Annotated in this window: 14 protein-coding genes and 1 tRNA gene; 14 read left to right on the forward strand and 1 reads right to left on the reverse strand. The window is 63.5% G+C overall.

What is annotated here, in order from left to right:
- Nucleotides 1-81 precede the first annotated feature (81 nt).
- The 4 genes from AC5ZG5_RS36310 (at nt 82) to AC5ZG5_RS36325 (ending at nt 1,302) form a co-directional block, all read left to right on the forward strand.
- A tRNA-Leu gene (locus tag AC5ZG5_RS36310) sits at nt 82-168 on the forward strand.
- A 117-nt stretch (nt 169-285) separates the two neighbouring features.
- Nucleotides 286-546, forward strand: coding sequence for a DUF3551 domain-containing protein (locus AC5ZG5_RS36315; protein WP_080663895.1), 261 nt, complete (start codon nt 286-288; stop codon nt 544-546).
- Nucleotides 547-879: 333 nt separating this feature from the next.
- Nucleotides 880-1,053, forward strand: coding sequence for a hypothetical protein (locus AC5ZG5_RS36320; protein ID WP_165435527.1), 174 nt, complete (start codon nt 880-882; stop codon nt 1,051-1,053).
- A gap of 93 nt (nt 1,054-1,146) precedes the next feature.
- Nucleotides 1,147-1,302, forward strand: coding sequence for a hypothetical protein (locus AC5ZG5_RS36325; protein ID WP_496165502.1), 156 nt, complete (start codon nt 1,147-1,149; stop codon nt 1,300-1,302).
- Nucleotides 1,303-1,381: 79 nt separating this feature from the next.
- Here AC5ZG5_RS36325 and AC5ZG5_RS36330 read toward each other — a convergent pair whose 3' ends face one another.
- A complete protein-coding gene (locus tag AC5ZG5_RS36330) occupies nt 1,382-2,986 on the reverse strand; it encodes an ABC transporter substrate-binding protein (RefSeq protein WP_456645561.1) in 1,605 nt (534 codons plus the stop codon).
- A gap of 267 nt (nt 2,987-3,253) precedes the next feature.
- Here AC5ZG5_RS36330 and AC5ZG5_RS36335 point away from each other — a divergent pair, with 267 nt between their 5' ends.
- From AC5ZG5_RS36335 to AC5ZG5_RS36380, 10 genes are all read left to right on the forward strand, one after another.
- A complete protein-coding gene (locus AC5ZG5_RS36335; protein WP_456645562.1) occupies nt 3,254-4,384 on the forward strand; it encodes a M20/M25/M40 family metallo-hydrolase in 1,131 nt (376 codons plus the stop codon).
- Nucleotides 4,385-4,601: 217 nt separating this feature from the next.
- Entirely contained in the window at nt 4,602-5,543 is a 942-nt protein-coding gene (locus AC5ZG5_RS36340) for an ABC transporter permease (RefSeq protein WP_456645563.1), read from the forward strand.
- On the forward strand, nt 5,543-6,433 hold the full coding sequence (locus tag AC5ZG5_RS36345; protein ID WP_130229428.1) for an ABC transporter permease: 891 nt from the start codon (nt 5,543-5,545) through the stop codon (nt 6,431-6,433). The genes AC5ZG5_RS36340 and AC5ZG5_RS36345 overlap by 1 nt, the downstream gene beginning before the upstream one ends.
- A 133-nt stretch (nt 6,434-6,566) precedes the next feature.
- Nucleotides 6,567-8,207: an ABC transporter ATP-binding protein gene (locus AC5ZG5_RS36350; protein ID WP_130229427.1), complete on the forward strand. Its 1,641-nt coding sequence runs from the start codon at nt 6,567-6,569 to the stop codon at nt 8,205-8,207.
- A gap of 247 nt (nt 8,208-8,454) precedes the next feature.
- Nucleotides 8,455-9,978 (forward strand): M81 family metallopeptidase, encoded by a 1,524-nt coding sequence (locus AC5ZG5_RS36355; RefSeq protein ID WP_456645564.1) that lies wholly within the window; start codon nt 8,455-8,457, stop codon nt 9,976-9,978.
- Nucleotides 9,979-9,985: 7 nt separating this feature from the next.
- Nucleotides 9,986-11,158 (forward strand): M20 aminoacylase family protein, encoded by a 1,173-nt coding sequence (locus tag AC5ZG5_RS36360; RefSeq protein WP_456645565.1) that lies wholly within the window; start codon nt 9,986-9,988, stop codon nt 11,156-11,158.
- Nucleotides 11,151-12,572, forward strand: a complete 1,422-nt coding sequence (locus AC5ZG5_RS36365) for an amidase (protein WP_456645566.1) — start codon at nt 11,151-11,153, stop codon at nt 12,570-12,572. Before AC5ZG5_RS36360 ends, AC5ZG5_RS36365 begins: the two co-directional genes overlap by 8 nt.
- A gap of 149 nt (nt 12,573-12,721) precedes the next feature.
- Complete coding sequence (locus AC5ZG5_RS36370; RefSeq protein WP_456645567.1) at nt 12,722-13,612, forward strand: crotonase/enoyl-CoA hydratase family protein; 891 nt, start codon at nt 12,722-12,724, stop codon at nt 13,610-13,612.
- On the forward strand, nt 13,609-14,283 hold the full coding sequence (locus tag AC5ZG5_RS36375; RefSeq protein ID WP_456645568.1) for an esterase/lipase family protein: 675 nt from the start codon (nt 13,609-13,611) through the stop codon (nt 14,281-14,283). Before AC5ZG5_RS36370 ends, AC5ZG5_RS36375 begins: the two co-directional genes overlap by 4 nt.
- A gap of 134 nt (nt 14,284-14,417) precedes the next feature.
- Nucleotides 14,418-14,837, forward strand: coding sequence for a hypothetical protein (locus AC5ZG5_RS36380; protein ID WP_130229421.1), 420 nt, complete (start codon nt 14,418-14,420; stop codon nt 14,835-14,837).
- The last annotated feature ends 80 nt before the right edge of the window (nt 14,838-14,917 follow it).

Below are 14,917 nucleotides of genomic sequence, written 5' to 3' on the forward strand. Positions count from 1 at the left end.
TTGAAATAACATGTATTCGGCAACAATTATCCTGTTTCCACTTCGTCACCAAACGCGCTAGATATCCTTCTCCCGACGAACGCGGACGTGGCGGAATTGGTAGACGCAAGGGACTTAAAATCCCTCGATGGCAACGTCGTGTGGGTTCGAGTCCCACCGCCCGCACCAATCGAATCAGACGAATCTCGCTTTGGCTACGACGACGACGACACGACCAGAGCCGGCAAGTCAGCCGGCACAAGACGGTCAGGACCGAGACCATAGCCTACCAGGAACGAGGATATCATGATGCGCATTCTGGCTTTGGCTATCCTGGCAGTCGTTATGCTCGGCAAGACAACGCCAGCCCAGGCCCAGACTTACGATCCGAACTATCCGGTCTGCCTGCAGATCTACCAGGGCATGGTGGATTACTACTTCGAATGTCGCTACACCTCGATACCCCAGTGTCAGGCATCAGCCTCCGGCCGGGCGGCTCAGTGCGTGGTCAATCCTTACTATGCCAAGCCCATCCCGCGCAAAAAGCGGCGGACGAGCAGGTCGTAGAGATGAACGTGCGTGCGGTCGCTTGAGCCAGATTTTTTTGAGCGCGCCTTGAGACCATGATGCATCCGATCGCATCACTGCACGCCACTCTCACGAGATCGTCCGAAACAACTCGACGCAAAGCGTAAATCAGCACCGTTTGATTGCTGGCGAGAGCACGAGAACGTTCGAGTTGCGGTGAGGCAACAGCACGCTTGCGCGCGCCCCCTTCATCACGTTCCCGTCAGTGTGGCTGGGATCACATCAACGCCTGCCACAGAAACCTAGTCTTTGCGCGCCGACGGCAATCTTGCGGCTGTCAAATCTCAGCGCGTATGGATTGGAGATGTGACGATGGCAAGTTCGGAGCAGGATCGGCTTGCGGAGAAGACAGCCTGGATCGGCCGCGTAGCGATCATCATTGGTGTTCTGTTCTTATCGCGGCTGTTTCTCGTCGCGTTGTACGCCGCCGCGATGTCGCCAGGCACGGCACTCGGCGATTTCGCGACAATGACTGTGTTCCCGTAAATTCGGACATTAGAGACCGTCGCCGGGCGCGCAGCGGGTGCGGAACATTCTCTCGCCGAAAATGTTGTGATGCAGCATTGGAGTGCGATTGACATGGCGAAAGACTATCCAGGGGAACAAGGGGCGGCGGAACAGCATCCGGAACCGCAAGAGCAGAAGCAAGAGACGCGCAGGCCGGCTTCGCTGCCGGAACCCGCTCCGCCGCTTCTGAACGAAGGGTTGGAACGCGTGCGCGAGAGTCACTGCTGAGCGCGGACGAAACTCGCTCGCTCAATGAAAATGGCCGGGCTGAGCCCGGCCATTTTGCTTTATTATTCGATGAAGCGCCCTACTCGCTCTTGTCGATGTTCCAGAAGATCGGCGTCGCCGGACCGTCGAGCACGCCGGTGAGCGATTTGCGCCAGCCGCTCGGGAGAGAATACTGGCCGAGCGGGATATACATCACCTGGTCGTAGGCCTGCTTCTGGATCTCGGCGGCGATCTTCTTCTGCTCATCCGGCGAGGAGGAACGGGCAAACTTGTCGCGGAGCTCCTCGATCTTGGCGTCCTCAGCCCAGCCGAACCAACCGCCGTTCTTGCCGCGGCCGGTAAGGGAGGCGTTGACGATGGGATTGGCAACGTCGGCAGCGACCCAATTGGTGAAGAACATATTCCAGCCGCCCTCCTTCGGCGGCTTCTGGCTGGCGCGACGGGTCACCACGGTCTGCCAGTCAGTGGCCTGCAGGTCGACCTTGAACCCGGCATCGCGCAGCAACTGAGCGGCGACGATCGGTTGCGCCTTCAGCGTGATCACGTCGCCGGGCGCCATGATCACGACCGGCGTGCCGTCATAGCCGGACTCGGCCAGCGCCTTCTTGGCTTCGGCCATGCCGTTGCCCTTCACCAGAGTCTCAGCACCGACATCGGTCTCGAGTGGCGTTCCGCAACCAAAGAAGGCGCCGCAGATCGTCTGGTACTTTGCATTGCCGACCAACGCATCGAGCACGTCCTTCTGGTTCATCGCCAGGAAGGCGGCGCGCCGCACCTTCACGTTATCGAACGGTGGATAAAGGAAGTTCATGCGCCCCAGCGTCTGGAAGCCGAACTTATTGAGGACCTCGATCTTGAGATCCTTGTTCGGCTCAAGCACCGGCAGCATATCGAGCGGCAAAAATTCCATGAAATCTATATCACCCGACTGCAGCGCATTCACCGCGGTCTGCGCGTCAGGCATGGTGATCCATTCGACGCGATCGACCTTCACGACCTTGCCGCCGGAGGTCCAGTTCGCCGGCTCCTTGCGCGGCACATAGTCCTTGAACTTCTCGTAGACCGCCTTCACGCCCGGCTGGAATTCGGCTTGCACAAACTTGAACGGGCCGGAGCCGATCTGCTCGGGAATCGGCTTGTCGGGCGGGGTCTCGGCGAGACGCTTCGGCATCATGAACGGCACGCGCGAGGACGGCTTGCCGATCGAATCCAGCACCAGGCCATAGGGCTCCTTCAGCTTCAGCGTGATCGTCTTGGCATCGGTCGCGGTGAGGCTTTCGGCGAAGTCCATCAGCTTCTGACCCATGCCGTCGACCTTGCCCCAGCGCTGCAGCGAGGCGACGCAATCTTCCGCCGTCACCGGCGTGCCGTCATGCCATTTCAAGCCGTCGCGCAGCGTGAAAGTATAAGTGAGCTTGTCGTCGGAGACCTTCCAGTCCGCCATCTGAGGCTGGATCTTGAAATTGGAGTCGGTCGCGAGCAGCGTGTCATAGACCATGTAGCCATGATCGCGGCTGATGTAGGCCGTGGTCATGATCGGATCGATCACGCGCAAGTCCGAATGCATCACCGCGGTGATGGTCTTGCCGGCCGCGAGCGCCTGCGCGCTCAGCGCCACCGAGAGCGCAACGATTGATAACGCTGATGCCAGCGCCCTGCGCTTCCAACTGGACGTTTGGAACATTCGTGTCTCTCCTGACGTGAAACTGGTCAAAGCCGGCTTATTCGTTATGCACTCGGTCCGTTATTTAGGCGGACTAACATGCTGCAAGGGCGGCAAATTTGAGACTTGCACCAAGCGTGTTTTGCGTCAATCGGGTTTTAGTCGAGATCGGATGTACACAAACGAATGGTGCGGCTCCCCGCATTTGACGCTACAACTTCGCCGGCCGATTTCGACGATCGCGATCCGATTGCATTGCGCACCTGCAGCAACGAAGAGAGAGACCTCATGAATCCAGCCAATCTTCCCTTTGATTCCGAAGTGATGCTGCAGGGCCTGCGTAGCTGGGTGGAGTGCGAGAGTCCGACCTGGGACGCGGCGGCTGTCGAGCGCATGCTCGACCTTGCAGCGCGCGAGATGGCGATCATGGGTGCGACGATCGAGCGCATTGCTGGCCGCCAAGGCTTTGCCGGCTGCGTGCGTGCGCGCTTTCCGCATCCGAAGTTCGGCGAGCCCGGCATTTTGATCGCAGGCCATCTCGACACGGTGCATCCGGTCGGCACCATCGAGAAGCTGAAGTGGCGGCGCGAAGGCAACAAATGCTTCGGCCCCGGCATTTTCGACATGAAGGGCGGCAACTACCTGACGCTGGAAGCAATCCGGCAATTGATCCGCGCCTCGTTCACGACCCCCTTGCCGATCACCGTGCTGTTCACGCCGGACGAGGAAGTCGGCACGCCGTCGACGCGCGACATCATCGAGGCCGAAGCCGCGCGCAATAAATATGTGCTGGTGCCGGAGCCGGGCACCGCCGACAACGGCGTTGTCACCGGCCGCTATGCGATCGCCCGTTTCAACCTGGAGGCAACGGGACGGCCGAGCCATGCCGGCGCGACGCTTTCCTCCGGCCGATCGGCGATCCGCGAGATGGCGCGGCAGATCCTCGCGATCGACGGCATGACGACGGAGGACTGCACCTTCTCGGTCGGCATCGTGCATGGCGGCCAATGGGTCAATTGCGTCGCCACCACCTGCACCGGCGAAGCGCTGAGCATGGCCAAGCGCCAAGCCGATCTCGACCGCGGCGTCGAGCGCATGCTGGCGCTGTCGGGCACGTCGAACGACGTCACCTTCACGGTGACGCGCGGCGTCACCCGCCCGGTGTGGGAGCCGGATGCCGGCACCATGGCGCTCTATGAAAAGGCCCGCGCGCTTGCGGAAGGGATGGGCTTGAAGCTACCCCACGGCAGCAAGGGCGGCGGTTCCGACGGCAATTTCACCGGGGCGATGGGCGTACCCACGCTCGACGGCCTCGGCGTGCGCGGTGCCGATGCACACACGCTCAATGAACATATCGAGGTCGACAGCCTTGCCGAGCGCGGCCGGCTGATGGCAGGGTTATTGGCGACCTTGCAGTGATTGCCCGGACGCTGCAGTCGGCTCGTCATGGCCGGGCTTGACCCGGCCATCCACGTGCCGCGGCCGCGTGAAAAGGCGTGGATGCCCGGGACGAGCCCGGGCATGACGGCAGTGAGTAGGCCGATGGCACGGGAATTGCTGAAATGCTACGCTGGTGACGGAACTCAGGTTAACGGCCGACGTCACTCTTAACTGACCCTAATCTGACGGATCGACATTGCTGGGATATCTGCTTCGCCGAATCCTTGCCGCTATTCCCGTGATGGGCGTGGTGGCACTGTTCGTGTTCCTCCTGCTGCGGCTGACGCCGGGCGATCCCGCGGCGATCCTCGCCGGCGACAACGCAACGCCCGAGCAGCTCGAGCGTATCCGCACCTCGCTCGGATTGAACGAGCCGATCTATATCCAGTTCGTGACCTGGGTCGGCAAACTCCTGCACGGCGATCTCGGCGTGTCCCTGATCTCGAACGTGCCGGTACTGAAGATGATCAGCCAGCGCATTGAGCCCTCGATCTCGATCGCGCTTTCCACCATCGTGCTTTCGATCGTGGTGGCGGTGCCGCTCGGCGTGATCGCGGCCTGGCGGCACGGCACCTGGATCGATCGCTTCGTGATGGGACTGTCCGTGCTCGGCTTCTCCGTGCCGGTGTTCGTGATCGGCTATGTGCTGATCCAGATCTTCGCGATCGATTTGCGCTGGGTTCCGGTGCAGGGCTTCAAGAGCATCACCGCCGGCTTCGGCCCGTTCTTCCAGCGCATCATCCTGCCGACCTGTGCTTTGTCCTTTATCTATGTCGCGCTGATCGCACGCATGACGCGTGCCTCGATGCTTGATGTGATGGGTGAGGATTACATCCGCACCGCACGCGCCAAAGGCATTGGCGAGATGGGCGTGCTGCTGCGGCACGGGCTGCGCAACGCGGCAGTGCCTGTCATCACCGTGATCGGCAGCGGCTTTGCACTTCTGATCTCCGGCGTCGTCGTCACCGAGAGCGTGTTCAATCTGCCCGGCATCGGCCGCCTCACCGTCGATGCGGTGCTGGCGCGCGACTATCCGGTGATCCAGGCCATGATCCTGCTGACGTCCGGCATCTATGTCGGCGTCAACCTCTTGATCGACCTCGCCTATACCCTGCTTGATCCAAGGATCCGCTACTGATGGCGATCGATACCCTCCCCGAGTCGTCGCTTCCGATCACGACGCCGCTGCGGCCACGATTTGGATTCCTCACTTCGACGCCGATCATGACGGTGGCGACGATCTGCCTGTCGCTGATCATCTTGATGGCGATCTTCGCGCCATGGCTTGCGCCGCATGACCCGGTGCAGCTCGCACCGGCACTGCGACTGAAGCCGGCCAGCGCCGAGTTCCCGCTCGGTACCGACGCCTTTGGCCGCGATCTGTTGTCACGGATCATCTATGGCGGCCGGATCTCGCTTCTGATCGGGCTCGGTGCCGCCGTGTTCTCGATCAGCATCGGGCTCGTGATCGGTCTCGTCTCGGGCTTCTTCAAATGGGTCGACGCGGTGATGATGCGGATCATGGACGGCCTAATGGCGATCCCGAGCATCCTGCTCGCGATCGCCGTGGTCTCGCTGTCGGGCGCCAGCATCTGGACCGTGCTGGTGGCGATCACCATTCCCGAGGTGCCGCGGGTGGCGCGATTGGTGCGCTCGGTGGTGCTCACCGCACGCGAGGAGCCCTATGTGGAAGCCGCGATCTCGCTCGGCTCCAGCCTGCCGAAGATCATGTGGCGGCACCTGATGCCGAACACGATCGCGCCGCTGATCGTGCAGGGCACTTATGTCTGCGCCTCCGCCGTGCTGACCGAAGCGATTCTGTCGTTCCTCGGCGCCGGCATCTCGCCGGAAACGCCAACCTGGGGCAACATCATGGCCGAGGGACGCGCGTACTTTCAGATCAAGCCGTCCCTGATCTTCTGGCCCGGCCTCTTGCTATCGATCGCGATCCTCTCCGTGAACCTGATCGGCGACGCCGCACGCGATGCGCTCGATCCGCGCATGAAGCAGCGGGGGAGCGGGAAGTGATGAAGCCATTCACTCCGTCATTCCGGGGCGCGCGAAGCGTGAACCCGGAATCCATTTCTCCGCTTGCACTTGTGGCCCGATGGATTCCGCGCTTCGCGCTTCGCGCGCCCCGGAATGACGAGAGAGTAACTGAATGACCGACATCGTCCTCGACATCGACAATCTCGTCGTCGCCCTCGGCAATAAGCCGGGCGCAAGCCGCATCATCGACGGCATTTCACTGCAAGTCCGAGAAGGCGAGACGCTGTGCCTGGTCGGCGAAAGCGGTTCCGGCAAATCGGTGACCTCGCTCACGGTGATGGGCCTGTTGCAGAAGGGCTCGCTGATACCAACCGGTGGCAGCGTCAAGCTGGTGGGCGAGGAATTGCTCACCGCAAGCGACCGCCGCTTGCGGCAATTGCGCGCCACGCGGATGGCGATGATCTTCCAGGAGCCGATGACGGCGCTCAACCCGGTGGTGCCGGTCGGCCGCCAGATCGACGAAGTCCTGCGCGTGCACACCAATCTCGACGCCCGCGCGCGGCGGCAGAAGATCCTTGCGATGATGGAGCAGGTGCGGCTGCCCGATGTGGAGCGCATCTTCGCCTCCTATCCGCACCGGCTTTCCGGCGGACAGCGCCAGCGCATCATGATCGCGATGGCGCTGGTGCTGGAGCCGAAGCTCTTGATCGCGGATGAGCCGACCACCGCGCTCGACGTCACCACGCAGAAGCAGATCCTCACCTTGATCCGCGACCTGCAGCGCGACCATGGCACCGCGGTGCTGTTCATCACCCACGACATGGGTGTGGTCGCTGAAATCGCCGACCGCGTCGCGGTGATGCGTCACGGCCGGCTGGTCGAGAGCGGGCCGCTGGACAGCATCCTGCGCAATCCGTCGATGGAATATACCCGTAACCTGCTGGCCTCGGTGCCGAGCCTGGTGCCGCGGCCGCCGCGCGAGGAGACCAGGGAACCGGTAGTGCTCGAGGCCAACGAGCTCTGCAAGGTCTATCGCGAGCGTTCCTTCCTCGGCAAAATCCGCGAGGTCGCGGCCGCCAAGGACGTCACGCTGACGCTGCGCAAAGGCCGCACGCTCGGCATCGTCGGCGAAAGCGGCTCGGGCAAATCGACGGTGGCGCGCTGCATCGTGCGCCTGATCGACCCGACCTCCGGCGGCGTGCGGCTGGTGGGCCGCGAAATCTCCGAACTGTCGCGGCGGCTGTTGCAGCCGCACCGCAAGAAGATCCAGATCATCTTCCAGGATCCCTACCGCTCGCTCAACCCGCGCGTCACCGTCGGCGAGTCGATCGCCGAAGGCCCGATCAATTACGGCATGCCGCACAAGGAGGCGCTGAGCAAAGCACGCGAACTGCTCGAGCTGGTGCATTTGCCGGCGGACGCGATCTCGCGCTATCCGCACCAGTTCTCCGGCGGCCAGCGCCAGCGCATTGCGATTGCGCGCGCGCTCGCGCTCGACCCTGAGGTGCTGGTGGCAGACGAGGCGGTGTCCGCGCTCGACGTCTCCGTGCAGGCGCAGGTGCTGGATCTCCTGGATGAGATCCAGAAGCGGCTCGGCATCGGGCTGCTGTTCATCACCCACGATTTGCGCGTTGCGGCGCAAATCTGCGACGATGTCGTTGTGATGCAGCATGGCCGCGTCGTCGAACAGGGGCCGGCGGCGGAAGTGCTCACTCACCCGAAAGAGGCTTACACCAGGGCGCTACTTGATGCCGCACCCGGCCGCGGCTGGGATTTTGCCAATTTCCGGCCGGTGGCTGAGGCCGCGGAGTAGCCGGTCCTCCTCCGTCATTGCGAGGAGCGCAGCGACGAAGCAATCCATGCCTCAACAAGCGGAGAGATGGATTGCTTCGCTCCGCTCGCAATGACGGCGTTCCGGTATCCCAGATTGCCCCCACGCTCCATCCGGGCTACGCGTCTGCATCCGGGCTACGCATCATTCGCAATGCTTCGCGGCTTGCGCTGGCCGCAGCGACACGCTTAACGTCGCGCCCCACGACCTCTTTACGAGACCCTGATCAATGACCCGTATCGCCGTCGGCGGCTTCCTGCACGAGACCAACACCTTCGCGCCGACCAAAGCGACCTATGATGATTTCGTGCATGGCGGCGGCTGGCCATCGATGGCGCACGGCGCCGACGTGTTGAAGGTGATGCGCAAGATCAATGTCGGGCTAGCCGGCTTCGTCGAGGCCGCCGAAGCCAATGGCTGGGAATTGATCCCCACGATCTCCTGCGGCGCCAGCCCGTCCGCCCATGTGACCGAAGATGCGTTCGAGCGTATCGTCAAGAAAATGATCGACGGCATCGCCAGTGCAGGCCCGCTCGATGCTGTCTATCTCGACCTGCACGGCGCGATGGTGACCGAGCATCTCGACGACGGCGAAGGCGAGATATTGGCGCGCGTGCGCAAGGTGATCGGCAACGACCTGCCGCTGGTCGTGAGCCTGGATCTACACGCCAATGTCACGCCTGAGATGGTCGAGCATGCCGATGCGCTGATCGCCTACCGCACCTACCCTCATGTCGACATGGCCGACACCGGCCGCGCATCCGCAAGACATCTCGCGCTGCTACTGAAGACCAGGCAGCGCTTTGCAAAAGCGTTCCGGCAATTGCCGTTCCTGATCCCGATCAGTTGGCAGTGCACCAATGACCAGCCGACCAGAGGCATCTACGAGAAGCTCGCCGCGATGGAGAGCGATGCGGTGCCGACCCTGTCCTTTGCGCCGGGCTTTCCCGCGGCCGATTTCGAACATTGCGGGCCGAGCGTGTTCGCTTACGGCAGGACACAGGCCGACGCCGATGCCGCCGCCGAGAAGCTTGCCGCACTGATCACCGGCCATGAGGACGATTTCGACGGTCGCATCTATTCGCCCGACGACGGCGTCCGCCATGCGATGGAGTTGGCAAAGACCGCGACCAGGCCGATCATCATCGCCGATACCCAGGACAATCCCGGCGCCGGCGGCGACTCCGACACCACAGGGATGCTGCGCGCATTGGTGCGGAACAAGGCCGCGCGCGCCGCAACCGGCGTGATCTACGACCCCCAATCGGCGAAGGCGGCGCATGCCGCGGGCGTCGGCGCCACCGTAACGCTCGCGCTCGGCGGCAAGTCGGGCATCCCGGGCGATGCGCCCTACAAGGAAACCTTCGTCGTCGAGCAGCTCTCGGATGGAAAGTTCGTGGCGCCCGGCCCCTATTACGGCGGCCGCGACATGGACATGGGACCATCGGCGTGCCTGCGCATCGGCGATGTCAGGGTGGTCGTCAGCTCGCACAAGGCGCAGCTCGCCGACCAGGCGATGTACCGCTATGTCGGTATCGAGCCGACCAAGCAGGCGGTCCTGGTCAACAAGAGCTCGGTGCATTTCCGCGCCGATTTCGAGCCGATCGCCGAGAAGCTTTTGATCTGCGCCGCACCTGGCGCGATGCCGGCCGACACCGCCTCGCTGCCGTGGACCAAATTGCGGCCGGGAATCCGTATCAAGCCGAACGGGCCCGCCTTTGCGCCTGTCAACACATCACGTTCAACCGGATAAGGACCAAATGCCCACCATCGAACGCATCGAAGGCTTTGCCGACGAACTCACGGCGATCCGTCGGGATTTCCATGCCCATCCCGAGATCGGCTTTGAGGAGGTCCGCACCTCCGGCATCGTCGCCGAGAAGCTCGCGAGCTGGGGCATCGAGGTGCATCGCGGCCTCGGCGGCACCGGCGTGGTCGGCGTGCTCAAGGGCAAGGGCAATGGCGGCAAGCGCATCGGCCTGCGCGCCGACATGGACGCGCTGCCGATGGAGGAAAACACCAACCTGAAATGGCGCTCGACCATTCCCGGCCGCTTCCACGGCTGCGGCCATGACGGCCACACCACCATGCTGCTCGGCAGTGCGCGCTATCTCGCCGAAACCCGCAATTTCGACGGCACCGTGCATTTCATTTTCCAGCCGGCAGAGGAAGGCCTTGGCGGCGCCCGCGCCATGATCAAGGACGGTCTGTTCGAAAAGTTTCCCTGCGACGAGATCTATGGCCTGCATAATGCGCCAGATCTGGACCACGGCGAGATCGCGGTCCTGCCTGGGCCGGCAATGGCCGGCGCTGATTTCTTCGACATCACCATCCAGGGCTATGGCGCGCATGGCGCGATGCCGGAGCGCTCCAAGGATGCTGTCGTGATCGCGATGACGCTCGGACAGGCGCTGCAGACCATCGTCAGCCGCAACGTCGATCCGTTGCAGGCGGCGGTATTGTCGATCACGCAGATCCACTCGGGCTCGGCGTATAACGTCATTCCCGGCGATGCGAAGCTGTGCGGCACCGTGCGCGCCTTCTCCGACGAGGTGCGCGCGCTGATCCGCGAACGCATGCGGGCGATCTGCGCCGGCATTGCGGCGACATTCCAGGTCGAGATCACCGTCGACATTCGCGACGGTTTCAGCGTGCTCGTCAACCAAGAAGAACAGTCTCGCGTGGTCGAGCAGGTCGCGCGCACGGTGGTCGATCCGTCGAAGGTGATCACCCGCTCGCAGCCGAAGATGGGCAGCGAGGATTTTGCCGACATGATGATGGCCGTGCCCGGTGCCTATTTCTGGGTCGGCCATGACGGCTCGGTGCCGGTGCACAATCCCGGTTATGTCCTCGACGACAAGATTCTGCCTGTTGGCGCCAGCATGTTCGCACGCATCATCGAGACTCGTTTGCCGGTAGGTGCCCATGCATAAACCAGCCCCCGAAGAAGCCGTCACCTCGCTGCACGACCTTTCCGCCACCGACCTGATCGCAGGCTACCGCGCCAAGCAGTTCTCGCCGCTCGAGGTGCTGGACGAGGTGATCGCCCATGTCGCGCAGTGGGAACCGCACATCAAGGCGCTCTATCTGTACGACCCGGATGGCGCGCGTGCAGTGGCCAAGGCCTCGGCCGACCGCTGGCAGGCCGGCGAGCCGATGGGCACGCTCGACGGCGTGCCTGTCACGATCAAGGACAATATCGCCACCAAAGGCCAGCCGGTGCCGCTCGGTGCCGCCAGCGTCAAGCACGTGCCGGCGGAAAAGGATGCTCCTCCTGCGGCACGCTTGCGCGAAGCGGGCGCGGTGATCTTCGCCAAGACCACGATGCCGGATTACGGCATGCTGTCCTCCGGGCTCTCTTCGTTCCATCCCCTCACCCGCAACCCCTGGGACCTCAGCAAGAATCCCGGCGGCTCGAGCGCGGGCGCCGGTGCGGCCGCTGCGGCCGGCTACGGCCCACTGCATCTCGGCACCGACATCGGCGGCTCGGTGCGGCTGCCGGCATGCTGGTGCGGCCTGGTCGCACTGAAGCCGAGCCTCGGGCGCGTCCCGATCGATCCGCCCTATGTCGGCCGCGTCGCGGGTCCGATGACCCGCACCGTCGACGACGCCGCGCTGATGATGAGCGTGCTGTCGCGCCCCGATCGCCGCGACGGCATGAGCCTGCCGGCGCATGAGATCAACTGGAAGACGCTGGAGAAGTCGCCGCGCAAGATGCGCCTCGGCCTGATGCTCGATCTCGACGTCGGCCAGGCGCTTGAGAAGGAAGTGCGCGACGTCGTGGTGAAGGCGGCGAAAACCTTCGAATCCGCAGGCGCCGTCGTCACCGAGATCGACGGCTTCTTCACCCGGCAAATGCTCGAGGGTCTCGACAATTTCTGGCGCGCGCGGATGTGGGACGATCTTTCGAAGCTCTCGGCGGAAGAGCGCGCAAAGGTGCTGCCCTATATCTACAAATGGGGCGAGGCCGGCGCGAAGCTGTCGGGCGTGGATGTCATCCGCGGCTTCAACCAGACCATGGCGATCCGCGCGGCCGCAGCCAAACTGTTCTGCGACTTCGACTACATCATCTCGCCGGTCTCACCGGTGGTGAACTTCGCGGCCGAGCTCCCCGCCCCGCTCAACGATCCTGACAAGCCGTTCGAGCACATCTGCTATACCGTGCCATGGAATATGTCGGAGAACCCGGCGCTGTCGATCAACGGCGGCTACGACAAGAAGGGTTTCCCGATCGGCGTGCAGATCATCGGCCGCCGCTTCGACGACATCGGCGTGCTCGGCATGGGCAAGGCGTTCGAGGCCCTGCGCGGCCCGCAACGCCCCTGGCCGCAGCCGCCTGAGAAATAATCCGCACACTCCGTCATGGCCGGGCTTGTCCCGGCCATCCACGTCTATACGCTTGCGATGAAGCAAGAACGTGGATGCCCGGGTCAAGCCCGGGCATGACGATGATTTGCGCTGGGACGCAACGAACAGACACAAGGAAGGAAACCACCATGGCGTATGAGACGATCAAGTACGAGGTCGCCGAGCAGATCCTCACGATCACGCTGAACCGGCCGGACAAGCTCAACGCCTTCAACGCGACGATGCAGCAGGAACTGATCGACGCCTTCGATGCCGCCGACAAGGACGACGACATCCGCGCCATCATCGTCACCGGCGAAGGCCGTGCCTTCTGCGCCGGCGCCGATCTCTCCTCCGGCGCCAACACCTTTGACCGCGACGCGCGGCGCGGACCGGTGAAGCGGCTGCCGAGCGGCGCGGTCGATTACAGCGATCCCAATGTGCGCGACGGCGGCGGCCAGGTGACGCTGCGCATCTTCAAGAGCCTGAAGCCGGTGATCGCGGCGGTGAACGGGCCTGCGGTCGGCATCGGCGTCACCATGCAGCTTGCGATGGACATCCGCATTGCGAGCGAGGCCGCGCGGTTCGGCTTCGTGTTCTCCCAACGCGGCATCGTGCCGGAGGCGGCCTCGAGCTGGTTCCTGCCGCGCATCGTCGGCATCTCGCAGGCGCTGGAGTGGTGCTACACCGGCCGCGTGTTCCCTGCGCAGGAGGCACTTGCCGGCCGTCTCGTCAGCAAGGTGGTGCCCCCGGACGAGCTGTTGCCGACTGCCCGCGCGCTGGCCAAGGAGATCGCCGCCAAGACAGCGCCGGTCTCGGTGGCGCTGATCCGCCAGATGATGTGGCGCATGCTCGGCGCCGACGATCCGATGGAAGCGCACAAGGTCGACAGCCGCGGCATCTATGCCCGCGGCCGCTCGGACGACGTCAAGGAAGGCGTGGTCTCGTTCCTGGAAAAGCGCCCCGCGCAATTCAAGGACAAGGTCTCGTCCGACATGCCCGACTATTTCCCGTGGTGGCAGGAACGCGAATATAAGTGAGCACACTTCGGACGACGCCAGCACGGGACGGCGTCGTCCTCCTGCACGGCATCAGCCGGACCGCGCGTTCGTTCCGCAAGATGGAAAGCGCGATCGAGCGCGCCGGATATACAACGCTCAATCTCGACTACGCCAGCCGCCGCAAACCGCTTGAGGCGCTGGCGGAAGACATCCATTCCGCGATCGAAACTTTCGCAGGCCGTCTTGGTGGCCGAGTGCACTTCGTCTGCCATTCCATGGGCGGACTGCTGGCGCGCGTCTATCTCGCCAAACATCGGCCGCACAATCTCGGGCGCGTGATGATGCTGGGGACGCCCAACGGCGGTAGCGAGATCGCGGACCGCTTGAAGAATGTCGTGCTGTATCGCGCCTTCTTTGGCCCGGCCGGGCAGCAGCTTGGCACGCTGCGCGATGTCGCGACCATGGCGCTGTTGCCGCCGATCGACTATCCGGTTGGCATCATCGCCGGGAACCGCTCAATCTACCCTGTCGCCTCGGCCTTCCTGCCGCGACCGCATGACGGTCGTGTGTCGGTCGCGAACACGAGGCTCGACGGCATGACCGATCATATTGTCGTGCGCACGTCACATCCATGGCTGGTGCGCAATGACGCGGCGATCGCGCAGACGATTGCGTTCCTGCGGGAGGGGAAATTTACGGCGCATTGGTAAAGTGGGCGTCGATAACGTGCCACCTCGGCTTTTGATCCATGCCGGCCGCGCATGGAGGCGAGCAGCACGTCCACTGCAACGCAAATTCGCAACGCGATATCGTCGCTGCAAATCCAGTCACTGAATCGGTACCGATGCGACTTCGCCTGCGGATGCTTATCCTGGCACCCCTCGTCCTGGCCGGCTGTGCCGAACGGGACGCCGAATGGGCGCGGCGCGGCCGGGAAAGCCTGATCGGACTTAATCAATCGAACATCCGGATGTGCGCGGGGCTGCCGACTGGAACCACCAAGGACGGCACCGGCGAAATCTGGATGTATGAGCATGCCGCCAGTGCGCCCGGTGGCATCGCGCCGCCGGCTCTCACGATCCCACCCGGGCTGAACATCGGCGGCCAGCCCTTGAACGGCTATTGCCGCGTGCAGCTCCGCTTCGTCGGCGGCAAGGTCGCGGAGGTGCAGTACGCCGGGAATACCGACATCGGCGACGCGCGGGATGCCGTCTGCGGCCAGATCGTGCGGACATGTCTCGGCTACGCGCAGGCGGGCAAGTAATACTCGTAGATGGGGTAACGGGCCGCGGTCTGCCCTCCAAGCAAGCCGCGCTTGCTACGGCGCTATGGGTGGCGCGCTGC

This window comes from Bradyrhizobium sp. Ses1 (assembly GCF_059512365.1).